This window comes from Chryseobacterium sp., assembly GCF_045629545.1.
Lineage (GTDB): Bacteria > Bacteroidota > Bacteroidia > Flavobacteriales > Weeksellaceae > Chryseobacterium.
Window position 1 is genome coordinate 67,309 of record NZ_JAZQRK010000037.1, and the last position, 22,904, is coordinate 90,212.

Annotated in this window: 20 protein-coding genes, 5 tRNA genes and 1 pseudogene; 4 read left to right on the top strand and 22 right to left on the bottom strand. The window is 33.3% G+C overall.

The window, feature by feature from the left end; all coding sequences use genetic code 11:
• Positions 1-101 precede the first annotated feature (101 nt).
• The 9 genes from ACKI42_RS08635 to rplK form a co-directional block, all read right to left on the bottom strand.
• A complete protein-coding gene (locus ACKI42_RS08635) occupies positions 102-233 on the bottom strand; it encodes a hypothetical protein (RefSeq protein WP_407404462.1) in 132 nt (43 codons plus the stop codon).
• A 273-nt stretch (positions 234-506) separates the two neighbouring features.
• Positions 507-1,064: a hypothetical protein gene (locus tag ACKI42_RS08640; protein WP_407404464.1), complete on the bottom strand. Its 558-nt coding sequence runs from the start codon at positions 1,062-1,064 to the stop codon at positions 507-509.
• A gap of 61 nt (positions 1,065-1,125) precedes the next feature.
• Entirely contained in the window at positions 1,126-3,597 is a 2,472-nt protein-coding gene (locus ACKI42_RS08645; RefSeq protein ID WP_407404466.1) for a beta strand repeat-containing protein, read from the bottom strand.
• Positions 3,598-3,659: 62 nt separating this feature from the next.
• Positions 3,660-7,064 carry a hypothetical protein gene (locus tag ACKI42_RS08650; protein ID WP_407404468.1) on the bottom strand — a complete coding sequence of 1,135 codons (3,405 nt, stop codon included), beginning with the start codon at positions 7,062-7,064 and terminating at the stop codon, positions 3,660-3,662.
• A 137-nt stretch (positions 7,065-7,201) separates the two neighbouring features.
• Complete coding sequence (locus ACKI42_RS08655; RefSeq protein ID WP_407404470.1) at positions 7,202-7,714, bottom strand: hypothetical protein; 513 nt, start codon at positions 7,712-7,714, stop codon at positions 7,202-7,204.
• Between the two features lie 1,185 nt (positions 7,715-8,899).
• Positions 8,900-9,265 (bottom strand): 50S ribosomal protein L7/L12, encoded by a 366-nt coding sequence (rplL, locus tag ACKI42_RS08660; RefSeq protein ID WP_407404472.1) that lies wholly within the window; start codon positions 9,263-9,265, stop codon positions 8,900-8,902.
• Positions 9,266-9,311: 46 nt separating this feature from the next.
• Positions 9,312-9,887: a 50S ribosomal protein L10 gene (gene rplJ, locus ACKI42_RS08665; RefSeq protein ID WP_407404474.1), complete on the bottom strand. Its 576-nt coding sequence runs from the start codon at positions 9,885-9,887 to the stop codon at positions 9,312-9,314.
• A 12-nt stretch (positions 9,888-9,899) separates the two neighbouring features.
• On the bottom strand, positions 9,900-10,592 hold the full coding sequence (gene rplA / locus ACKI42_RS08670) for a 50S ribosomal protein L1 (protein ID WP_407404476.1): 693 nt from the start codon (positions 10,590-10,592) through the stop codon (positions 9,900-9,902).
• Positions 10,593-10,603: 11 nt separating this feature from the next.
• Positions 10,604-11,047, bottom strand: a complete 444-nt coding sequence (gene rplK / locus ACKI42_RS08675) for a 50S ribosomal protein L11 (RefSeq protein ID WP_407404478.1) — start codon at positions 11,045-11,047, stop codon at positions 10,604-10,606.
• Between the two features lie 455 nt (positions 11,048-11,502).
• Here rplK and ACKI42_RS08680 point away from each other — a divergent pair, with 455 nt between their 5' ends.
• From ACKI42_RS08680 to ACKI42_RS08690, 3 genes are all read left to right on the top strand, one after another.
• On the top strand, positions 11,503-12,216 hold the full coding sequence (locus ACKI42_RS08680) for a LuxR C-terminal-related transcriptional regulator (protein ID WP_407404480.1): 714 nt from the start codon (positions 11,503-11,505) through the stop codon (positions 12,214-12,216).
• 257 nt (positions 12,217-12,473) lie between these two features.
• Positions 12,474-13,466 (top strand): polysaccharide deacetylase family protein, encoded by a 993-nt coding sequence (locus ACKI42_RS08685; protein WP_407404482.1) that lies wholly within the window; start codon positions 12,474-12,476, stop codon positions 13,464-13,466.
• Entirely contained in the window at positions 13,463-14,542 is a 1,080-nt protein-coding gene (locus tag ACKI42_RS08690) for a GNAT family N-acetyltransferase (RefSeq protein WP_407404484.1), read from the top strand. Before ACKI42_RS08685 ends, ACKI42_RS08690 begins: the two co-directional genes overlap by 4 nt.
• A gap of 52 nt (positions 14,543-14,594) precedes the next feature.
• Here the strand turns inward: ACKI42_RS08690 and nusG are convergent, their stop codons facing one another.
• From nusG to ACKI42_RS08715, 5 genes are all read right to left on the bottom strand, one after another.
• Positions 14,595-15,137: a transcription termination/antitermination protein NusG gene (gene nusG / locus ACKI42_RS08695; RefSeq protein ID WP_407404486.1), complete on the bottom strand. Its 543-nt coding sequence runs from the start codon at positions 15,135-15,137 to the stop codon at positions 14,595-14,597.
• Between the two features lie 16 nt (positions 15,138-15,153).
• Positions 15,154-15,360: a preprotein translocase subunit SecE gene (gene secE / locus ACKI42_RS08700; protein WP_407404488.1), complete on the bottom strand. Its 207-nt coding sequence runs from the start codon at positions 15,358-15,360 to the stop codon at positions 15,154-15,156.
• A 12-nt stretch (positions 15,361-15,372) separates the two neighbouring features.
• Positions 15,373-15,443: transfer RNA gene (locus tag ACKI42_RS08705), tRNA-Trp, on the bottom strand.
• 54 nt (positions 15,444-15,497) lie between these two features.
• The gene (tuf, locus tag ACKI42_RS08710) at positions 15,498-16,709 is read right to left on the bottom strand and encodes an elongation factor Tu (RefSeq protein WP_407404490.1); all 1,212 of its coding nucleotides are present in this window, start codon (positions 16,707-16,709) and stop codon (positions 15,498-15,500) included.
• 989 nt (positions 16,710-17,698) lie between these two features.
• On the bottom strand, positions 17,699-19,318 hold the full coding sequence (locus tag ACKI42_RS08715; protein ID WP_407404492.1) for an AMP-binding protein: 1,620 nt from the start codon (positions 19,316-19,318) through the stop codon (positions 17,699-17,701).
• A 391-nt stretch (positions 19,319-19,709) separates the two neighbouring features.
• On the opposite strand from ACKI42_RS08715, the gene ACKI42_RS08720 reads away from it, so the two are divergent.
• Positions 19,710-20,156, top strand: coding sequence for a KTSC domain-containing protein (locus ACKI42_RS08720; RefSeq protein ID WP_407404494.1), 447 nt, complete (start codon positions 19,710-19,712; stop codon positions 20,154-20,156).
• A gap of 147 nt (positions 20,157-20,303) precedes the next feature.
• Here ACKI42_RS08720 and ACKI42_RS08725 read toward each other — a convergent pair.
• The 8 genes and pseudogenes from ACKI42_RS08725 to ACKI42_RS08760 form a co-directional block, all read right to left on the bottom strand.
• Positions 20,304-20,375: transfer RNA gene (locus ACKI42_RS08725), tRNA-Thr, on the bottom strand.
• Positions 20,376-20,420: 45 nt separating this feature from the next.
• Positions 20,421-20,493: transfer RNA gene (locus ACKI42_RS08730), tRNA-Gly, on the bottom strand.
• Between the two features lie 80 nt (positions 20,494-20,573).
• Positions 20,574-20,654 (bottom strand) — tRNA-Tyr (locus ACKI42_RS08735).
• A 20-nt stretch (positions 20,655-20,674) separates the two neighbouring features.
• Positions 20,675-20,748: transfer RNA gene (locus ACKI42_RS08740), tRNA-Thr, on the bottom strand.
• Between the two features lie 108 nt (positions 20,749-20,856).
• Positions 20,857-21,147 carry an HPF/RaiA family ribosome-associated protein gene (locus ACKI42_RS08745; RefSeq protein WP_407404496.1) on the bottom strand — a complete coding sequence of 97 codons (291 nt, stop codon included), beginning with the start codon at positions 21,145-21,147 and terminating at the stop codon, positions 20,857-20,859.
• Positions 21,144-22,031 carry a tyrosine-type recombinase/integrase gene (locus ACKI42_RS08750; protein ID WP_407404498.1) on the bottom strand — a complete coding sequence of 296 codons (888 nt, stop codon included), beginning with the start codon at positions 22,029-22,031 and terminating at the stop codon, positions 21,144-21,146. Before ACKI42_RS08750 ends, ACKI42_RS08745 begins: the two co-directional genes overlap by 4 nt.
• Before the next feature lie 83 nt (positions 22,032-22,114).
• Positions 22,115-22,312 carry a 30S ribosomal protein S21 gene (rpsU, locus tag ACKI42_RS08755; protein WP_034760619.1) on the bottom strand — a complete coding sequence of 66 codons (198 nt, stop codon included), beginning with the start codon at positions 22,310-22,312 and terminating at the stop codon, positions 22,115-22,117.
• A gap of 171 nt (positions 22,313-22,483) precedes the next feature.
• A pseudogene (locus tag ACKI42_RS08760) lies at positions 22,484-22,904 on the bottom strand (transposase); the annotation flags it as partial.

Genomic DNA, 22,904 nt, shown 5'->3' on the forward strand with positions numbered 1-22,904 from the left:
GATTTATACAAAAATATCAGAAAAAAGAGGTTGAAAAGGAAAACAAAAGTAAAGACGATTGATGTTTGGCGCTATCAGTAGAAGTCTCGACTCTTGAATCTTTATTCTAGATTCTCATTTCTAACTGCAACACTGGTATATCTTTTCACAGTGTAGTGCAAAATACTTTTAATGCTTACTTCTTGGCAGATAAAAGATGGATGACCGTCATTTAACGAGAAATCTCTTCCCATAAGATTGGAAGAATTTATTTTTCTATATTTCCTGATTTACAAACAATTATTAGCGCCAAAAAGAACTGCAAAAATACAAATAAATTTTGAGATAAGCAAATTCTTTCCTACTCCAAGAATCATAAAGTATATTAAAATTCAGGGATATAGAGCAAAAAAATTCTACTTAAAAATAAGTTGATTTTTTAATTATTGGGGTTTCCTATCAGCTTTTATTTAATAATAAAAGTCTGCATAAAAATGCAGACTCTTAGAATAATAAAGAGTTAAAATTTAGGGTTTCCAAAAACTCCATATAGATCCATTATACACGGCCAGTCTTTTAGCACCTGTTTTATTGACGAAAACCATCATCCCAGCTGCAGGACTAGGTATATCGTTTACATCTGCAACAGTAGGCAATACCATTGCTTTGGTAGCAGACTCTAATACTAATACTCCATCTGCAGTGCTTGTACTAGCACCAATTATCGCTTTTGCATTCGTATCTTCGGTAACTTGTGCACTTGTAGGTTGATCTGCTAAAAGTGCTGTTACATTACCATCAGCTCCACTTAGATCTACCCAACCATCACCTGCGACTCCATTATAATATTTTACTCTAGCAGTGGTAGCACTAGTAGAAGCGTCTAGTAGGATGGTACCAACAGACGGACTTACTGGTTTGGTTCTTACTGTTGGTAATACTAAACCTTTATTTTGTTTTGCAAATTCTAATAATACTGATGTCTTATTGTTAGCAGGTGCAGTACCTATATCATCACCTATAATTACTTGAGCAAATGAGGTTGTGGATATTCCTATTGTTAGTATAAAAATTAATTTTTTCATTGTTTTAAAATTTTTAATTAAATGGAAGCGCTACACATGATAGCGCTTCCTTAGTTGATAATTATGGACACGCTGGTGTTGAGAAACAATTCCAAACTCCATCACTGTAAATTTTTAAACATTTTGCAGTAGTATCATAGACCATCATACCTTCTACAGGATTACTAATAGCCGTGATTGGATTAGCAACTCTAGTCACTACAAAACCTTTAGTATTAGATTCTAAAACAGTGTGAGCCGATTTTCTAACCATTGGCCAGTTACCATTTTCTGTCCCTGCTCTCTTTAACAAGGTAATACCATGTTTTGTATCTGTACCTGCTGCAATATTATTTACAGGATTGTAACATGCCACAGGAGCACCTACAGTAATTGTAACTGTTTCAGTTTTACATAAAACAGGATTAGCACCATTTACACAAATCTGATATTGGAATGTATAAGTACCTGGTAATACTAAAGCAGCAACATCTACTGCACCTGTTGAAGGATTAAAAGTAATACCTGCATTTCCTGTTCCTGTAGTGGAAAGCGTAACTTGTCCTGGAGCATTACCAATTACTGGTATTTCGTTGTTTAAACTATCATTAGAAACAACATTTGCTATTGCTGTGAAAGCTGTCCCAGTTGGTCCAGAACCAATATCTGTTGTAGTTGTTAAATTATTAGCAACATTTATAGTTACAGTAGCTGTATCACAATTTGAAGGTACAGTATTTACTTTATCACATATTTGATATGTAAGAGTATACTCGTCTGGAGTTGTTCCTGAATTTGTAGCTGTAGGTGCTGCAACTGTAATTGTTCCATCTGGGTTCATCGTTACACCATTTGGCCAAATTCCTATTTGTGAAACTGTAGAATTAGTAGAGTTTACAGCGCCATTACTACCATAAGTATCATTGATGAATACAGAAGGCGTATCTCCACCAATAGTTGTATCAATTGGAGATGCACTAAATATATCGTCATTCGCTACAATTTTCACTGCTGTTGATGTTAAGTTAAGCGCTGCTGTACTACAAATATTTGCTGAATTACAAACCGTATAGGGTACACTGATATTACCAACAAAAGTTGGAAGCGGATCGAACGTATAAGTACCATTTGCATTTAAAGTTAATGTACCGACATTAGGAATAGTCGTTGGTGCACCTACAGTTAACGGCTGAGATGAACCTCCATTAACTGAGAATGATGCTGAAGAAACATTAAAAGGACCTGTTCCAGCATTTGGATTAAAGTCATTGGCTAAAACATTGCCCGTATGGTCTACCCCTTGTGGTTGAACGTCTGAATCATTATTAGCGTAAACCACATTTTTGTTAGCTGTAACCGTGATATTAAGTGTAGCCGTATCTGCTGCACTTCCATCACTTACTGTATGTGTAACGGGGTTAACTGTACCATAGAAACCTGGAGCAGGAACAAATGTGTACGTACCGTTACTATTAATGGTTAACTGCCCAGCTGTTACCGTTACATATCCGATGAAAATACCATTACTATCATAAACAGGTTGCTGCCCTTGAACCGTCATTGGCGATCCTAAACTACCACCTGTAACACCTGTTATGGAAATATTATTTCCATTAGCATCATAATCGTTGTTCAAAAGATTACCAGTCACAGTAATCGCAGAATAGGTATAAACCGCATCGTCGTTAGCTACTGGAGTTGCATTACTACCCGAATCCGTAATTTTGATAACATCAATCGTTAGATTACCACCACCTGTATCGTTACCATTAGATGTCTGATACGTTATAGCAGGCACAGTCCCTGTAAAGTTAGGATCTGGAACAAAAGTATAGCTACCGTCCGAATTTATGATTAATGTACCTTTACCAGGTATCGTTGTTGACGATCCTAGCGTTACCGGCGTCCCATCAAATGTTGCACCTGTTATTGTAATGACCGAACCGTCTTCAGAATGGTCGTTTGTTACAACATTACCCTGTACCGTAGTACCCTGTGATGTTTGGTTGAAATCGTTAATAGATTTTATACAAGTACCTTTAAGAATTGGTGGTAGTCCCAAAGGAAGACTACTACTTACGACACCTCCATTTCCCCATTCAATAGTAAAATTATAACCAGTCATAGGGTTAGACACCTGAATACTATAACCTACTTTATAATATTTACCATTATAATTATCACTATAGTCTACATCATTCTTCAATTTTACTATAAATTTCTTCTCGACCGCACTAATGGTGGTAATTTGATAATCAAAGATTGCAGTTGCATCGCCTAAATCAGATAAAGCATTATCAGAATACTGAGCTACTAATCTAATGGTATTAAGATCAAAGACGTTTGTTGGTACGGTAAAGGTGACTTCACCATCAACAATTACTGGATCATAAGCAAATAATCCTGCTGTTACGGTATAAGCCTCGCAGGTATTTGATGTACCTGTCGGTGGTGTACTTCCCTGCGCACCATTAGGAGTGAATCCGACCTGTGCTTTCAGTATCATAGTAGACATCAGTAATGCCACTAAAAATATTAATTTATATAATTTCATGTGCTAAAAATTTAAAAATCCGTGCGGCAATGCCGCACAGATTATTGTTTTATACCTATAAACTACCTTACAACGTATATCAAGTTAATCGACTTAACGTTATTACTAAAATTGGTCTCACCACCGGAACCGTTGGTAATTCTTCCAATAAATGTTCTCGCCAAATTAATTTGAACATCCGAAGAAACATAATTCATAACCAATGTGTCGTTGTCACCAGGATTCATAACCTTGTTAGTTGTGAAGATGTACGAACCATCCTGTTGTTGTTGTACAGACCAACCTTGTGGAACAACTGGATTAGCAGTGAATGAATTAATTCCAGCTGGCTTCATCGCTATTACTGTAATTAAACCTGTTGATGGTTCTACACCAACATTCGTTACCTTATAAAAAATATTAGTTGTATTGCCTAATACGATTACAGTATTGCTAGTTGATAAATCTAAAGCCATATCAGCTTGACCTTTAACATCTACTGTTGCTGTTGCAGTGTCACAAACAGACATATCAGCATACCCACAGATCGTATAAGTTACTATATATGAACCCTTAGTTGTGTTCGCAGGTACATTTACTCTACCATCAGAAGTCATAGACCATCCTGCAGGCATTGTACCTGGAGTCAATACTACATTAGCATTACCTCCTACAACTGCAGGCTGACCATTAACAGTATCATTAGCAAGAACAGATACAGAAGTAGTACCTCCAGATGTAGAACCTACAAGATTATCATTAACAGCATCCACAACTATAGTAGAAGCACCCACAACAACTGTTGCAATAGCAGTATCACAGTTTCCTGTGTTTACTTTATCACAGATTGTATAAGAAACAGGATAAGAACCTGGCGTAGTACCTGGCGCTACAGTAAATGTAGCATCTGCTGTATTATACGTAACACCCGCAGGCAATGTTCCTGGTGTTACATTTACATTACTCAATGTTGCTGGTTGACCAGCAAGCTTATCATTAAGTAGTACAGAAGGCGTTTTACCTCCAAGGTTGGTAGGTATAGTAGCAAATGTATCTGGGATAGCATCAATCACTGGGTTTGGTACAGTAATATTAGCAGTACCTGTTGCACAATTGGTAGGATTTGCTTTATCACAGATTTGATATGTTACAACATAAGTTCCCATTGGTGTACCAGGAGCTACTGTTACTAATCCTGTTGTAGGATCTATATTAACACCAGAATTAGTAGTTGATGCTTGTGATAAGTTAACATTATTAGATGTAGCTGGAGCATCATTGATGGTATCATTAGCTAATACAGAAACAGTACCCTGTTGACCAGCTTCAATTGTTTGGTTATCAATACCTGTTACTATCTTTGCAAGACAACTTAATGAATCGCCATTTGATGATCTTGTATCTACATATACGCCATAAACATCAATTTTGTTAGCTATTGAAGCAATAGAATTTACTACCAATTGTATTTCGTCAAAAGGTTTTGTAGTATAGAAACCTACGTTTCTACTTCCAGTTCCCCAAATTGGTATTAATAATGATTTATCAAATAAATCTACTGATGTTTTACTTTCTTGTAATACTCCTTTCAAATATGTTTTTACAGTGGTGAATTCTTTGAAATCAAATTGTACTGGGAAATATTTATCATTAATAGTATAACCTGCAAACGTTCCACTTGGATAAATCGCTGATGGGTCTACTACAGAAATAGATCCGTGATTACCTACGCCTGCAGCCATTATTATACTAGCAAAATCGTTAGGATTATTATTGATTAGTTTCCCTGTATCTTTTATAGAGCAATCTACACAAGCCAGATTATATACACCTGTTCTTTCCATGTTAATCACAACAGGGAATTCTGGTTGATTCCAATAATAACTACTATTACAATTGATTTGTTTTTCACAAGGTTTCATAGCTACCATATTGTACACTTTTGTAGTACCGATATCGAATGAGGCAACACTTGAAATATTAAGACGAATCTCATCAAATGCTTTTTTGGTAATAAAACCTAAAACATTACGTCCTGAAGGTGCAATAATATCGGAACCCGCACTGAATAACTGAGCAGATCCTACTACTGTCTCTTGTAAAACTCCGTTATTATACGTAGTAATTGACACAGCATTTAAGAAATTTTTATTGAAAAGAGAATAATGTTCTACATCAAATCCAGCATAAGTTCCAATTGGGAAATCTGCTAATGATTTTTTTACAGAAAGAGCAGCATTAGTTCCTAAAGATTTAGGTACGGTAATAGTTGCATAATTAGTATTATTTTCATCTATAACAAAGTCTGCATTAGCTACAGTTGCAGCAATAGCAGCTATTCCTGAAACCCCTGTTTTGGTTGCATTGATATTAACAGGGAAATTTGGTCTTGTAATTTTAGTCATTGTGTTACATACCAAATCTGGTGCTTCACATGGCTTAGATAGAATTAAGCTAAATACCTTAGTTGTTCCCAATGTTACGCCAGAAGGCTGATTCATCGTAATTTGTACCTCATTGAATGCCTTAGTAGTTTCAAAACCGAATGTTCTTCTGTTTCCAAAATCTAGTTTAGGTATATGTATAAATAATGCTGTACCTGTTTTTGTCTCTTGTAAAGTACCATTCAGGTAAGTACTAACAGTAATATAGTTGAAGAAGTTGATACCACTTGCAATTGCATTTTCAATTTCATAACCTGCAAAGGTACCTGCTGGGTGAACCTTAGTTGCATCAGCTACAGATACATATGCTCTACCCAACTTACCAATAAGATTAGTTAACTTACCAAAATTTGACGGGTCATTATCAATAATATTTTCTTCGTCTTCAGTAGAACTAATGGTAAGACCATCGGATCCAGTTCTAGCTTTATTTATATAGGTTCCGTAAGCATTATTAACCATTTTGGTTTCAGTGTTACATACCAAGTCAGCACCTGCACAGAATTTCTTCACAACGGCATGATATACAGTAATAGAACCAGTGAGCCCCAAACTTGTATACTGAAGTTCTATAGCGTCCCAATTTTTGGTTGTAAGCATTCCCACTTCATAGGCTCCATGAAGATTTATCAGTGAAGTTTTAGTGGTAATATCTTTAGACTCTTGCGCAACTCCGTTTAGATAAGTTTTCAATGTAATTGAAAAAGTTGTAACCAAGTCATCAAGATCTATTTTATATCCCACATATGAACCCGCAGGATAATCATTCACAGAGTCAGTGACTTTTAAACTTCTTGTGCCAATACCAAAAATAGTAGTACTAGTTGTATTACTGTTATTGTTGTCAATTACATTGTTAGTATTACTCCATTGCGAAATAAAAATTCCAGAAGATGCACTAACGGAAAGATTATTAAATGACCCTTGTACCCATGGTGTCCCTGTGGATGTATTACAGGAAACATTTGAAATTTGTGCACTGGTTACTCCTAAGCTTGTGACAAGAATAAGAAGCAACAAACACAGCTTGTTGATTTTGTTCATTATATTATGTGTTTAAAAAATTTAGAATGTAGAATTCAACCAGTGCCACCTATTCTGTATCAAGATGGCGATCGAATGATTTGAATAAAATAGTAATGTATAAATCTCTACTTGCGCATAACTAGTATGAGAAAGAGTTATACATTTAAAAAAATTGCAGGAGGAGGTCTTGCTTTGAATACTAATGCGCGAGAATCACTATTATACAGTAATGCATTAGTATAAAATAACATAGTAGCAAATCTGTTATAGTAATATAAATTGTATGACAGAATTGCTTTTATTTTTCCATTTGGAATTTGAGATAATACACTACCCTTAGACACTTCGCTTGAAGTAGAAAACTCTTCTGAACTTTGATGTGAAAGATGAAATTTGATGACAGAGTTATTTGCAACTACTATATGTTGCACCTCTTTTTCACTTTGCTGAGTATGGGTAGGAGACACTAATTTAAGTTTATGAAGTACAATATTTTGTGTCTTCTCTACCTCTAAAGTTTCTAGAATTACAATCTTTGCATTTATAGTTTCTGTGTTGGTAATTATAGTGCCTCTAGTAACATAAATAACAGGCTGCCTTGGTGACGAAAGTTCATCATATGATGATAATGCAATAGCAGCAGTACTATCAGTAGAGAGGATCTCCATAGATGTATTTTGTGCGCTTACATTCCCCACAGTTAATATACAAATCCAAAAGGAAATAAGGGTTGTATAACTGTGGAAATCAAAATCTTTCCTTTTCAATCTTAGTGTGTGTTTCAGTTACAAAATTAATAATATTTTCCTAACTAACTAATCGAAAATTTCCATAACATATTGTATTGTAGTATTTTACAATTTCTATTTATTGTCATAATCAAAGAAATGTAATTTTTAGTTATATAATATGATTTATTATTATTAAATATTTAAAAAAAACACTTCAAAAACAATTTTAATAGAAGCTATGCTTGGCATATTGAATTTTATCGTTATTCCCTTTTTTATAAAATTGCATTCGTAATCTTTCAGTAATTTATTTATAATAATCCTATTTAAATGAAATATACAAAAATTTATACACAACTTACTCTAATGAAATAAATTCCACCAGTTATTAATTTTATAATTAAAGATATAGATGAATTACTATAACATATTTTTATTTAAAAAAAATATGAAGAGATGGAATTTCTATTGGTATTTATAATACCAATAGTATCTATAATGGAAAATAGTATGTAAATTCCGTATTTTAACCCAGAGTAACAAGTGTTGAAATACACACTCATTATACTTTTAAAAAAATTGCTAAAATTTTAAGTGTATTTTAAATCATTTCATAATTTTTCGATTGGGGTAAAATATAATTTGTAAGTGTATGATTTTAATAAAATACGTTAGAATAGTAAAAGTGTTTTATGTACATTAAAATTTAAAATTTTAGTGAAACCTATACTTTAGAATTGAATCAGCATATAAAGTTCAAACGTTTTCTTCTTTGCTATATTTAATCTACATTATTTTCTTAAGATAGTCAATAAATTTATATTAAATTTAGAGGAATAACTTCATAAGTAGTAATAAATTTATTAAATGATGTGTTTAATGATTTGTTGAATACGATTGTATATATTTTAGGTACTAAAGTCTTTAATGAAGAATTATGACCAGAAACAAACCGTACTCAATACTAAATACTTTCAGCAATTTGATAAAATAAAGTTGGTTACAAAAAATATCAACAACATCTATTGTTATTAATTCTCTTCTAATTATACCTCTGAAAGGATAAAAATAAAAAAAGACCGTCCAATAATGGACGGTCTTCTATAAGTATATTTGAACGAATTATTTCAATTCAACTTCAGCACCAGCTTCTTCTAATTGCTTCTTAAGAGCTTCAGCTTCGTCTTTAGAGATACCAGTTTTGATAGCAGCAGGAGCTCCATCTACGATATCTTTAGCTTCTTTAAGACCAGCACCAGTTAAATCTTTAACTAATTTAACGATTGCTAATTTAGATGCACCAGCTGATTTAAGAATTACGTCGAATTCTGTTTTTTCTTCAGCAGCGTCTCCACCACCTGCAGCCATAACTACAGCAGCAGCAGCTGGCTCAATTCCGTACTCATCCTTAAGGATAGTAGCTAATTCGTTTACGTCTTTTACTGTTAAGTTTACTAGCGTTTCCGCTAAATTTTTTAAATCTGACATTGTTGTAATGTTTTTGTTGATTATTTATTTAATTTTTTGAGAGTAATTATTCAGCACTTGGCGTAGCCTCAGCGCTTTCTGCAGCAGCTTCTGGAGCCTCTACAGCAGGATTTTCTTCTACAACTGGAGCAGCTTCCGCTGTTTCAGGTCTGTTTTGAAGAGCAGAAACAACTCTTTGGATAGGAGATTGAAGTAATCCGATGATTTCACCGATCATTTCTTCCTTAGACTTGATGTTAGCAAGCATACCTAAATTCTCATCACCTACATAAAAAGTTTCTTGAAGATAAGCCGACTTTAAAGCTGGTTTTTCTTCTTTCTTTCTAAATCCTTGGATCAATTTTGCAGGAGCATTAGAAGTTTCAGAAATCAAGATTGCTGAGTTTCCTTTGAACGATACAAACATCTCAGAGTAATCTACTCCTTCGATTTGTTCCATTGCTTTTTGTAAAAGTGTATTTTTCACCACTTTCACTTGAATATTTTGCTTGAAAGCCTGTCTTCTAAATTCTGAAGTCTGACCAGCATTTAATCCTTGAAGATCTGCAACATAAACCACTTTCGCGTCTTGCAATAGACCTTTAATTTCCTGTATTACTAATACTTTTTCTTCTTTTGTCATTGTCTTTCAGATTTAGTTAATAGCTTTAGTATCAATTGCAATCCCTGGGCTCATTGTAGAAGATAAGTAAATACTTTTCACGTATACTCCTTTCGCAGCAGTTGGTTTCATTTTCACTAATGTCTGGATTAATTCCTGAGCATTTTCCTTCAATTGAGCAGGGTCAAAAGACACTTTCCCAATTCCAGCGTGAATGATACCATATTTATCTACTTTAAAATCAATCTTACCTGATTTTACTTCAGCAACTGCTTTTCCTACTTCCATAGTTACAGTTCCTGATTTTGGGTTAGGCATAAGACCTCTAGGACCTAATATTCTACCTAATGGACCTAATTTACCCATAACAGCTGGCATTGTAACGATCACGTCTACATCTGTCCAACCTTCTTTTATTTTTTGTAAATATTCGTCTAATCCTACGTAGTCAGCACCTGCTTCTTTCGCTTCAGCTTCTTTATCTGGAGTAACCAAAGCTAACACTTTAACGTCCTTACCAGTACCGTGAGGAAGAGATACTACACCTCTTACCATTTGGTTTGCTTTTCTTGGATCTACACCCAATCTTACAGCGATATCTACAGAAGCATCAAACTTTGCAGTGTTTACTTCTTTTACTAAAGCAGAAGCTTCATCAAGGCTATATACTCTACCTTTTTCTACTTTGCTTAAAGCTTCTTTTTGCTTTTTTGTTAATTTTGCCATTTCTATTAGTTTTAAGCGTTAGTTGGTTTAGTTCCTGTTACTCTTAATCCCATAGATCTAGCAGTACCCGCAACCATACTCAAAGCTGGTTCTAAAGTAAAACAGTTAAGATCAGCCATCTTGTCTTCAGCGATTTTTTTCACTTGTTCCCAAGAAACAGCTCCTACTTTGTTCCTGTTTGGTTCTCCGGATCCTCCTTTGATTTTAGCTGCATCCATAAGCTGGATAGCTGCAGGTGGAGTTTTGATTACGAATTCAAAAGATTTGTCTTCGTATACTGTAATTACTACAGGCAAAACTTGACCTGGCTTATCTTGAGTTCTTCCGTTAAATTGCTTACAAAACTCCATGATGTTCACCCCTGCAGAACCCAATGCTGGACCTACTGGTGGAGATGGGTTTGCTGCTCCTCCTTTCACTTGGAGCTTAACCATTTTAAAGACTTTTTTAGCCATTTTTTGTTTTTTTTAATGAATAATTAATGAGTTTGGAAGCATTCATTATTCAGTAGGCTACCGCACTCACATAAAGTAAACCTACTTTTCGGTCTGCAAAATTATAAAAAAAAATCGAATCAGCAAACTTTAATGCAGTACAAATATTAAAAATTATAATTTTTTTTACGATTCATTCTATCTTCAGTTTTTTTATAATAACCTATTAATCAGAATCTAAAAATATTTCTTGATTATTATAAATAGGTTGGTATTCGGTTCCATTAAATAATATAGAAAAAGGTTGTCCTCTAGTTTGGTGCAAAATTAGCAATGGAGACCTGTGATGAAATTTATTGTTTCCATTAAAATATTTATTTTACTTAAAAAAATGTTGAGTTAAATTGAAATAGGAAGCATCATATTATATAATTTGTTTATTAATATATTTACAGTTGTTTAATTTGAACATAATAATGACTAGAAATGTAACCAAAATTGATGATGAATGGGAAAAATTATTACATGCACAAAATTCCTATAAGGGAGATCATTTGGATCATAAGGAATTAATCAATTCGTATTTTTTCATTTATGATTGTTTTGATAACAAAATAATTTATACCAACTCTTCATACGAAATTATTAGTGGTTTCGCGGTTGAAGAATTTTCCTTAGAAAAATTACTATCTACGATACACCCTGATGACCTTTCTCATTTTTATGATAGTGAAGAAAAAGGACTAAAATTCACCAATAGTCTTTCATTTAACGAACACTATAGATATATTCTCAACTATTCTTATCGTATCCAAAAAGCTGATGGCAGTTATATAAGGATTAGCCAACAATGCCAAGGATTAGATGTGGATACTAAGGGTTGCCTTACAAAAACTCTTGTGAAACATCTCGTCATTGACGACAATACAATGAACGACCATGAGTATAAGGTCTATGATAAGCTAAAGGGAATCTATATTAACGGTACAAATTGTTATAACCTAACAAAAAGGGAATTAGAAATTATAGATTTGATAAACGAAGGGTTTTCTAGTGAACAGATAGCGCAGTCTTTATTCATTAGTAAAAATACCATTATTACCCATAGAAGAAACATATTAAATAAAATGAATACTAAAAGTTTTCTAGAGTTGCTACAGAAGATGAGAATTACTGCTGAGCTCCTATAGACACTACATTATCTAGGTGTAGCCACATGAAATTACCTACTTATAAGTATTGTATAGTATATTGAAGTTTTTATAGTTTTGCAACAATTAATAACCATGAATAAAAAGCGATCACTATTCATTTAGTACTAGTCGCTTTTTATATTTTATACTAGGATTATCAATTTGAGAATTTGCTACTCTACAATTTTTTCAAATAGCATAAATGTGTTTTATGGTTTACATATATTTCGTTATATTGAACGATATTTTCAACAATGCAGAATAGGTTATTAAAAAAGATCAATCCATTCATTCCTTTTACCGCAAGATTTCCTCTGCCTTATGTGATACCCGTTTATCATGTTGTTTCTAATGATTATCTACCCCATTTGAAACATATCATCAATTATAAAAATACAAAAGAATTCGAAAAGGATTTGGATGATTTATCCAAACTATTTCACTTTGTAGAATGGGATTTTTTTAAAGATAATTTCCACATAAAAAACAATAAACCCTATGCCCTACTTACATTTGATGATGGTTTGAGTCAGTTTCGAGAGGTGATCATCCCAATACTTTTAAGAAAAGGAATCTACGCGATCAACTTTATTAATCCCGCATTTGTTGATAACAAGGATATGATGTTTCGTCTAAAAACAAGTTTACTGATTGATAAAATTAAGAGTAATAAGAAATTTGTTCGTGATGAAATGAAATCCTACTTACATCTTAACACCAATTCAGCAGAAGAAGCCATAAGAAAAATAAAAGCTATTAAATATGAAAATAAAAATCGATTGAATGATTTGGCACATTATCTCAATGTAGATTTTGAAGAATTTGTTAGCAAAGAAAAAATTTACCTTAATCGACATGATTTGGATTTTGCTAAATCTAACGGTTTTGGTATTGCAGCTCATAGTTGGGATCATCCGTATTTAGCAGATTTACCACTCGATTCTCAACTATCCACCGTGAAAAAATCTATTAATTATATGATTGATCATCATTATACCGACAATTGTTTCTCGTTCCCTTTTACAGATTATAATTTAAAAAAAGAATTCTTCGAAAAAATGTTTGCTCATAATACATCGCTACAAATTAGTTTTGGTACTGCTGGAGTAAAACAAGATAGTATTACAAACAATTTGCAAAGAATCCCGATGGAAAATGGTTTTTCTGCGCTAGAGGAATTGAAATTTGAGTCCAACTACTTTCAATTAAAAAAGTTATTCAACAAAAATATAATCCACAGACCATGATATCGCTCGAAACTTATAACAAAAGTGAGTTACAAAACCTTGTAGAGTCAGAGAAATATACCGCATTCCAATTTTGTCCAATTTCGAAACATCGAGCCATATCGCATATAAATAATCCTAGGGCATCTGATAACGATACTTTACTAATTCTGATCTACTATGATAATAGATTAGCTGGTTATATGGGGATTTTGCCCGACGTTATGCAGCTAGACAGCAAAAGAATAAAGGTCGGTTGGCTAAGTACGTTATATGTAGATCCTCATTACCGAGGAAAGAGGCTAGGACAATTATTACTAGCAAAAGCATCCGAGGATTACAATAATTATGTTATTATCACAGAATATACTCCTGAAGCAGAAAGAATGTATATAAAAAGTAAACTTTTCACATCAAAAGTGACTGTGGAAGGTACATCATTTTATTACAGATCAAATCTTCAACATATACTCCCTACAAAAAATAATAAATGGAATAGTTTGTCATTGGCTTTAAAATCTATAGATAGTATTTTAAATATTTATTCAAATATCAAATATAAACTTTTAACTAGAAAAGAAAATAATTACCACATCATTGAAAAGTTGGACCAGGAATCTAAAACTTTTATTAACAAGAGTGGTAAAAATGGGACGTTTAATAGAAAAAATAGAGAATTAGAATGGGTAAGTAATTATCCTTGGATCGAGGAAAGTGCAGATAAAATTGATCTTAATTATCAATTTTCATCATATGCTAGAGAATTTAAATTTATTTTTATCAAGGTATATAATAAAAAGAATTTGATCGCAGTCCTAATGATTTCGATAAGAAACAAAACTGCCAAACTTTTACACAGCTTCGCAACAGATCATCAAAAAGCAGCGAAAGCACTTCATCATTGTATGATTAAAAATAAAATCATCAATCTCATAAGTTTTGATGATAGCATAAATGAGTGTTTGCATAATCAATCTTTCCTATTTAAAAAGGAAAGAAAAAGACATTTTATGTATCACGCAGATCTAAAACAAACAATAGGAGATAAAGACATTATAGAATTTAAGGGTGGTGACGGAGATACCCTGTTCACATAGAAAAAGCCATTCAATTACTTGAATGGCTTCTTTATATTGTTAAGATTTACTCTTAATTCTTTTCTACTTGCATAAAGCTAAGTTCCATTGGAGTTTTTCTACCAAAAATAAGTACAGATACTTCGATTTTTTTCTTGTCTTCAAGAATTTTCTCTACAGTACCATTGAAACCATTGAATGGTCCGTCTACTACTTTTACGTTTTCTCCAACTACGAATGGGATTTCTACATCGCTTGCAAATTCTGAAAGCTCATCCATTCTACCCAACATTCTATTTACCTCTGCTTTTCTCATTGGCACAGGATCACCTCCTTTGGTTAAACTTAAAAAAGAAATAACTCCAGGAATGTTTTTAATAACGTGAGGTATTTCCCCCATTAATTCCGCTTCTATCATCAAGTAACCAGGATAGTAAGGCTTCTCTTTAGGAACTTTTTTTCCGTTTCTAATTTGAATTACTTTCTCCATAGGAATCACTACCTGAGTAACATATTGATCAAAACCTAAACGTTTGATCTCAGACTCGATATAGTTTTTCACTTTATTTTCCTGTCCGCTGATAGACTTCAGCACATACCATTTCAATTCGTTCATTATGGAAAATACTTTTTTAGTTGAACACGTTTATTAGCATTCCGATGATGTTGCTGATTGATTTTGAAAACAATTCATCAACTCCAAAGGTAAACAATGCCAAAATTACTGTAGCAATAGTAACTACAATTGTAGAAGACTGTAAATCTGACCATTTCGGCCATTCAACTTTATGTCTGAATTCGTTATAAGAACCTTTTAAAAAATCAACCAATGAACTCATAATTTATATTTGCACGGGCACAAGGATTCGAACCCTGATCAACGGTGTTGGAGACCGGTATCCTACCATTGGACGATGCCCGTAGATAAAAAGCTTCCGATTGTTTCCATTCGGAAGCTTTATTTATTTTAAGATGATTAGTCTAAGATTTCAGTAACCTGACCTGAACCAACTGTTCTACCTCCTTCTCTAATTGCAAATCTAAGACCTACGTTAAGAGCGATTGGTTGTAACAATTCTACAGTGATTTCTAAGTTATCTCCAGGCATTACCATTTCTACTCCTTCTGGTAAGAAGATTTCACCTGTAACGTCTGTAGTTCTTACATAGAACTGAGGACGATATTTGTTGTGGAATGGAGTGTGACGTCCACCTCCTTCTTTAGAAAGGATATAAACTGATGCTTTGAAGTTTTTGTGTGGTTTCACAGAATCTTTCTTAGCGATTACCATACCTCTCTTGATGTCAGTTTTTTCTATACCTCTCAACAGTAGACCTACGTTATCTCCAGCTTCACCTCTATCAAGGATTTTTCTGAACATCTCAACTCCTGTAATTGTAGAAGTTAATTTTTCTTCACCCATACCGATGATATCTACTGGATCTCCAGTGTTGATAATACCAGCTTCAATTCTACCTGTAGCTACAGTACCTCTACCTGTAATAGAGAATACGTCTTCAATTGGCATCAAGAATGGCTTATCAGTATCTCTTGGTGGTTGCTCGATCCAGTTATCAACTGCATCCATTAATTCTTCAACAGATTTGAACCATTTGTCTTCAGTATCTGGAGTAGCTGCTGTAGCTGCAGTAAGTGCACCTAACGCAGAACCTTGGATTACTGGAGAGTTATCACCGTCAAATTCGTAAGTAGACAATAAGTCTCTTAATTCCATTTCAACAAGCTCTAACAATTCTGGATCATCTACCATGTCAACTTTGTTCATGAAAACAACGATTCTAGGTACATTTACCTGACGACAAAGTAGGATGTGCTCTCTTGTTTGAGGCATTGGTCCGTCTGTAGCAGCACATACAACGATAGCACCGTCCATTTGTGCAGCACCCGTTACCATGTTCTTAACGTAATCCGCGTGACCTGGGCAGTCAACGTGAGCGTAGTGTCTTTTTTCAGTTTCGTACTCGATGTGAGCAGTATTGATAGTAATCCCTCTTTCTTTTTCTTCTGGAGCAGAGTCAATAGCAGAGAAGTCTTTTTTCTCAGCAAGACCTTTGCTCGCTAATACAGCAGAAATTGCTGCAGTAAGTGTAGTTTTACCATGGTCAACGTGACCAATAGTACCAATGTTCAAGTGTGGTTTGTTACGATTAAACGTTTCCTTTGCCATGATGTAAAATTATTTATTTATTGTTTATTCAAATTTTCGGTGTGCAAATATAATGAATTTTTCATAACTAAAACATTTTTATTGAAAAAAAGTTATTTTAAAATTCAAATGCCGAAAATCTGTAAATTTTCGTATACTTGGTAGTGCAAATTTAAGAAAAAATAATTGATAAAAAAAAGAGTTAATGGAAGAGATCTTATTTTTACATAAACTAATAAAATTAAAAACAGCTAATAAACATAAAATTCCTTAAAAAAAATCTATTTTTTAGTGTATGCTTATGTATATTGATTTTGTGTGCAATTTTTAATAATAATTATATTACTACAGTTTTTAGCATTGAGGATTTTAAACTTTTATCCAGAAACATATCTAAATTGGATCCATCTAGTGGCAGTTAAGACGGTAAGCAATATATGAAAGGTAGCTTATTATGAGTAGAATCATAGAAAAAACTGAACTGTACGTTAATTTACAAACTGACGGGGTTTACCTATTGCTCCATCAGTTCCTGATTCCAGTAATCATAATGATCTTTATGATATTAAAACTTATTTTTTCTGATTACCCAAACGTTTGAAAGTGCTGGTAATGCTGTAAAAATTTTAGATATCAACGAAGATGTAAGGTATCGTTCCATTAGTTTCATAAAGCACTTAAATAAAAGCGAATTTTATAGCTACTATCTTCAAAAGTAATGGTACCAATACAGATCCTGAGGAAGTATACTTTGATGATCCTCTTTACAAAGGAATACGTATAGCATTAACAAATGCTTGCCTCGATAGCTTCAGATCACTCCTCATCCGTTTTGAAACCACTGAGTCAAGCTGGAAAGTTTTAAACTATATCGCTTTTGTGACTGTTGCACTAAAGAAACTTTATATGAGTTCTAAATAAAAAGAATAGTGATGGGCTCTCAATCATAATGATAATAAGACTTATTCTCCTTTCTATAAAACGAGTTGTAAGCAATATGGATTAGTCTCTCACTCCAATCCCAGCTCTTTTATAGAGATCTCTCTCATTTCTACTTTGCGTATTTTACCAGAGACCGTCATAGGAAATTCATCCACAAACTTCCAATATTTTGGTATTTTGTAGTGTGCTATTTTATTTTTGCAAAAGTCTACGAGCTCATGCTCCGAAATCTGATACCCTTCTCTTACTTTTACCCATGCCATTATTTCCTCACCCAATTTTTCACTTGGCACACCAATTACCTGTACATCCAAAATATGCGTATACTGGTATAAGAAATCTTCTATTTCTTTGGGTGAAATATTTTCTCCACCTCTAATGATAAGATCTTTTATTCTCCCAGAAATTTGAATATACCCATTTTCATCCATCATCGCAAGATCACCAGTATGCATCCATCTTTGTTCATCTAATACTTGTTTGGTCGCTTCGGGATTATTCCAATACTTTAACATTATAGAGTAGCCTCTTGTACACAATTCGCCGGTAACTCCTCTTGCCACAATAGTTCCGTTTTCTGGGTTGATAATTTTTATTTCTAAATGATCCTGCACTGTACCTACAGAGTTTATTTGCATATCAAATGGAGTTCCTATTTCGGTTTGTGTAGATACTGGCGACGTTTCCGTCATCCCGTAGCAGATGGAAAGCTCTTTAATATTCATCAAACTCTCCACTTTTCGCATGACTTCTGGGGGACAAAGAGATCCAGCCATTACACCTGTTCTAAGTGATTCGAAATTATAGGATTTACTATTAAGCTCATGAAGCATCGTAATAAACATAGTTGGTACACCATAAAGTGAGGTGCAACGCTCTTTTTCTACTACTTCTAATGTTTTTACAGCATCAAAACTTGCGCTCGGAATAATCATTGCAGAACCATGTGTTGTACAGGCCATATTCCCGATAACCATACCGAAACAATGAAAAAATGGAACTGGAATGCAAACTCTATCTTTTTCTGTGTAATGTAACCTTTCTCCGATGAAAAACCCATTATTAAGGATATTATGATGAGAAAGTGTTACTCCTTTTGGGAAACCCGTAGTACCAGAGGTATATTGAATATTAACAGCCTCATCGAATTGCACAGCATTTTCTCTTTCTTCCAAAATTTCATCTGATATATTTTCGCCAGCTTCCAAAAATAGGTCCCAAGACGAATCCCAAAAAATTTCTCCACGCAGACTGGAGGTAAACTCTCTCGCATCCTCTATCATCATTTTGTAATTACTAAACTTATACTCCAAAGCTGAAAATAAAAATGAAACTTCCGCCTGATTAAGTACAAAAATAAGTTCACTAGTTCTATAAGCTGGATTAATATTTACCAAGATTACACCAATATTTGCAGTAGCGTATTGTAACAATACCCATTGATAACAGTTGGGCGACCAAACTCCTACTCTATCGCCATTTTGCACACCCAAATTCAATAATGCTTTAGAAACTTGTCTAACTTGTTGATAAAACTCGTGATAGGTAGCCCTGTATGATTGATGCGAACAGACCAACGCATCATTATTTGGACATCGTAAAACCGTATTTTTCAGATTCTCACCAATAGTTTCGCCCAAAAGCGGCGTTCCAGATGCACCATGTACATAAGAAGGTATAAAAGTCATTGTACTGATTTTTTTAAATGATTAGCTATACATTATTATTCGCTATTATAAATTTAAGCATTTTTTTATTTTCAAATTCTTATCCATTGGTAATTTTACTAAGGTTTTGGAAATTTTTATTGGGTTTAATTAACATTCATATTGTTTGAATATTCCTTAAAGTGGATTGATAATAGATTTGCTCATTTTTCTTTTAAAATATTATTAAATATTGTAAAAATCAAAATTCGATATTGTTGCAATGCGTACAACTCTGTCCACTGTTTCTTTAAACTGAGTAGAAATGGCTTTAGAATATACTATTGGTGTATGAAATAAATTAATAATGAATAAGTTATGATTTTTAAATTATAAATGCCTAATTTTGCACCCCGAAATAAGGATAGAAATTATGAAAAGAATTGGTAACCACAGAAAGTTGCTTGGAGTTGATAAAAATGTAACACTGAAGGAACTAAAGACAATTTACAGAAACACGATGAAAGATGCACATCCTGATAAATTTATCAATGATGAAGAAGGAAAATTGGCTGCAGAAGAAACAAGTAAAGCTGTAATTGAAGCGTACCATTTCTTGGTAAGTATCAACCCAGAGACGCAGGAGAAATACAAAGAAGAATATACAGAGACTATTTCAAAATCTTTGATCCAAGATTTCTACTATGAAAAGCAAATTCTTAAAGTTCAGCATTTGAATGGCAAAATGTATGAGTATATTGGCGTTCCTAGAAATACATACATCAAAATGGTCAACTCGGATTCTCCAAGTCGTTTTGCGAGAAGACATGTATACGGAAGCTATATCTATAGAAAATCTGGTGAAGCAATGACAGACTAGTCATATTTTCATAAAAAATATTAAAGCCAACTTGAAAAAGTTGGCTTTATTTTTTGTTTTCATCTTTGAGTATAAGAATCTGAACAATCTATTTTTAATTTAAATTTTGAGCATAAAAAAAATCCCTTAGAAATTGGGATTTTGCTGAGCCAACTACGGGACTTGAACCCGTGACCTCTTCCTTACCAAGGAAGCACTCTACCGCTGAGCTAAGTCGGCATTAAAATAAAAAGAATCACGCTTTTATAAGGGTGATTCTCTTTGAGCGGAAGACGAGGGTCGAACTCGCGACATGCAGCTTGGAAGGCTGCCGCTCTACCAACTGAGCTACTTCCGCAATTTTGTTTCCAAAATTATTGGTAAACGATGTGTAAACTAAAAAATTATTTTCTCACCTACAACTTATAATATAAAATGTGGGGAGAGCAGGATTCGAACCTGCGAAGCCGAAGCAACTGAGTTACAGTCAGTCCCATTTAGCCACTCTGGAATCTCCCCAGACATGTTATATTAAATTGAGCCTCCAGAGGGACTCGAACCCACGACCTGCTGATTACAAATCAGCTGCTCTAGCCAACTGAGCTATGGAGGCAAAATTAAAAAAGATTTCAAAAGAACTTCATCCCTTTTTGCGAGTGCAAATATAGAATAGTTTTTTTGAAATCTCAAACTTTTTTTGAAACTTTTTTTAAATTATTTTTTATGCCATTTCTTTTTTCTTGATTAGCAGTTTCTTAGCTGCATCCACGCATAGATCCAAACTTTCTTCAAAACTTGCAGATGTTTTCTTTACAACAATATCATCACCAGGAACTACCAAAATAAGCTCCGTTGTCTTATTGGCTTTATCTGATGAATTCTCTACTTTCAAGATCACTTTGCACTCTTGAATCTTGTCATAAAATGTGTTCAGCTTACTTACTTTCTTGTCTACATGAGACTCTAGTGGTTCGTGTGGAGTTAAGCCGATTGCTTGTACTGAAATCTTCATAATTCTTCTTTTTTACTTGCTCTTGGATGAGCCTGATTAAACACTTTTTTCAACTGCTCTATATTGGAGTTCGTATACACCTGCGTACTTGCAAGGCTTGTATGCCCCAATATCTTTTTTACTTTAGAAATTTCAGCTCCATTATCCAAAATATGCGTAGCAAAGCTATGTCTTAGGATATGGGGACTTGTTTTTTCTTTGGAAGTAACTAGACTAAGGTACTTATTAACTACTACATATACAAATTTTTCTGTGAGTTTTTTCCCCCTTTTGTTGATGAAAAATAAATGTTCAAACTCTTCTTGAGGAGTTCTTATCGCTAAGTAGCTCACTAGTAGCTCACTTAATTCTTTAGCAATAGGTATAATTCTTTGTTTATTTCCTTTTCCTGTTATTTTAAGCTGGTTTTCTTCTAAATCTACCGCATCGTAGGTGAGATTACAAAACTCAGCCTTACGGATACCAGTTTGATATAACACTTCTACAATACATTTCTTCAGTATATCATCAGCTTTACTGAGAACATCAGTTTCTAGCGTTCTCATCTCGTCCTGAGACATAGGGATCTGTTTTTCTGCATAGAACTTGAGAGAGGAAATAGTTTCTAAAGGAGAAATTTCTATTTCACCAATTTTTAGCAAAAACTGATAAAACCCGCGTAATGAAGACAGTTTTCTATTGATGGTTCTTTTAGAAATATCTTTTTCACTAAGTTGTACAATGAAATTTCTTATAATCTTCTTGTCTACTTTTGTGAGATCATCTGAAGACTCTGTTTTTAGATGAAATTCTAAAAAATCTTCAATATCTCTTTTATAACTTGTAATAGTATGAGGAGAATATCTTTTTTCAAACTCCAAATAGTCTAAAAATTTATGATGCATATAAATAGATATGTAAAAACAAAAAATCACTTCTCAAATATAAGTATTTAAGAAGTGATTTTGTATGTATTAAAGAAAATTACTTAAGCTTGTTCTTCCTTGCTTAATCCTCTTTGCTTATAAGCTGCTTTTAACTTAGATTGTCTAAGGCTTACTGACGGCTTGATAAATGCTTGTCTAGATCTTAATTGACGAACTGTACCAGTCTTATCAAATTTTCTCTTGTATTTTTTTAGTGCTCTATCGATGGATTCACCATCTTTTACAGGTATTATTAACATAATTTACATCTCATTTTGGATTGCAAAGATATAAAATATATTCTAACACACAAGAATTAATCCTATAAAATTAAAATCCCTGAATATTAGATTTTATAAAACAATATTGACTTTTGCATATTCTATTTTTTCTACCCCTAAAATATTTATGTTGTAACCCGTAGTGCATTATTAAACTAATGCTGTTTTAATATTATTCATTTTTCTATTGAAAACAAAAACATTTACAAACTGAATGAAAGTTAGAGCAGTTATTTTACTCAATATCCTAGTTTTAAAGCCTATAAATGATTTTGCATAGTTATTTCTGATTTTAAGTTGATCGCAAAGTTGAGAAAATAAAGTTTCTATTCGCTTTCTTGATTTTTTAAAAATATATTTTTGTTTTTGATAATTTTTTTTGATTAAATCTCATGGGTGTATCCAGTTTTATATCTGCATAATTGAATAAATCAGTCTGTACTTGAGTTGATAAATATAATCTGTCACCGATTAAAGTACAACTATTCATTTGATGCTTTATATCTTGCAAAAAATGAATATCATGAATACTTGCAGTAGAAATGTCAAAACTTTGAAAAATGCCTAATAC

Bases quoted from the DNA above. Each gene is read 5' to 3' on its own strand.
- nusG (WP_407404486.1), bottom strand. From the start codon at position 15,137: ATGAACGAATTGAAATGGTATGTGCTGAAGTCTATCAGCGGACAGGAA.
- ACKI42_RS08720 (WP_407404494.1), top strand. From the start codon at position 19,710: ATGAAAAGAATTGGTAACCACAGAAAGTTGCTTGGAGTTGATAAAAAT.
- ACKI42_RS08690 (WP_407404484.1), top strand. From the start codon at position 13,463: ATGATATCGCTCGAAACTTATAACAAAAGTGAGTTACAAAACCTTGTA.
- rplA (WP_407404476.1), bottom strand. From the start codon at position 10,592: ATGGCAAAATTAACAAAAAAGCAAAAAGAAGCTTTAAGCAAAGTAGAA.
- ACKI42_RS08645 (WP_407404466.1), bottom strand. From the start codon at position 3,597: ATGAAATTATATAAATTAATATTTTTAGTGGCATTACTGATGTCTACT.
- ACKI42_RS08635 (WP_407404462.1), bottom strand. From the start codon at position 233: ATGGGAAGAGATTTCTCGTTAAATGACGGTCATCCATCTTTTATCTGC.
- ACKI42_RS08750 (WP_407404498.1), bottom strand. From the start codon at position 22,031: ATGCATCATAAATTTTTAGACTATTTGGAGTTTGAAAAAAGATATTCT.
- rpsU (WP_034760619.1), bottom strand. From the start codon at position 22,312: ATGTTAATAATACCTGTAAAAGATGGTGAATCCATCGATAGAGCACTA.
- ACKI42_RS08745 (WP_407404496.1), bottom strand. From the start codon at position 21,147: ATGAAGATTTCAGTACAAGCAATCGGCTTAACTCCACACGAACCACTA.
- ACKI42_RS08685 (WP_407404482.1), top strand. From the start codon at position 12,474: ATGCAGAATAGGTTATTAAAAAAGATCAATCCATTCATTCCTTTTACC.
- ACKI42_RS08655 (WP_407404470.1), bottom strand. From the start codon at position 7,714: ATGGAGATCCTCTCTACTGATAGTACTGCTGCTATTGCATTATCATCA.
- ACKI42_RS08640 (WP_407404464.1), bottom strand. From the start codon at position 1,064: ATGAAAAAATTAATTTTTATACTAACAATAGGAATATCCACAACCTCA.
- rplK (WP_407404478.1), bottom strand. From the start codon at position 11,047: ATGGCTAAAAAAGTCTTTAAAATGGTTAAGCTCCAAGTGAAAGGAGGA.
- ACKI42_RS08715 (WP_407404492.1), bottom strand. From the start codon at position 19,318: ATGACTTTTATACCTTCTTATGTACATGGTGCATCTGGAACGCCGCTT.
- rplJ (WP_407404474.1), bottom strand. From the start codon at position 9,887: ATGACAAAAGAAGAAAAAGTATTAGTAATACAGGAAATTAAAGGTCTA.
- secE (WP_407404488.1), bottom strand. From the start codon at position 15,360: ATGAGTTCATTGGTTGATTTTTTAAAAGGTTCTTATAACGAATTCAGA.
- ACKI42_RS08650 (WP_407404468.1), bottom strand. From the start codon at position 7,064: ATGAACAAAATCAACAAGCTGTGTTTGTTGCTTCTTATTCTTGTCACA.
- rplL (WP_407404472.1), bottom strand. From the start codon at position 9,265: ATGTCAGATTTAAAAAATTTAGCGGAAACGCTAGTAAACTTAACAGTA.
- ACKI42_RS08680 (WP_407404480.1), top strand. From the start codon at position 11,503: ATGACTAGAAATGTAACCAAAATTGATGATGAATGGGAAAAATTATTA.
- tuf (WP_407404490.1), bottom strand. From the start codon at position 16,709: ATGGCAAAGGAAACGTTTAATCGTAACAAACCACACTTGAACATTGGT.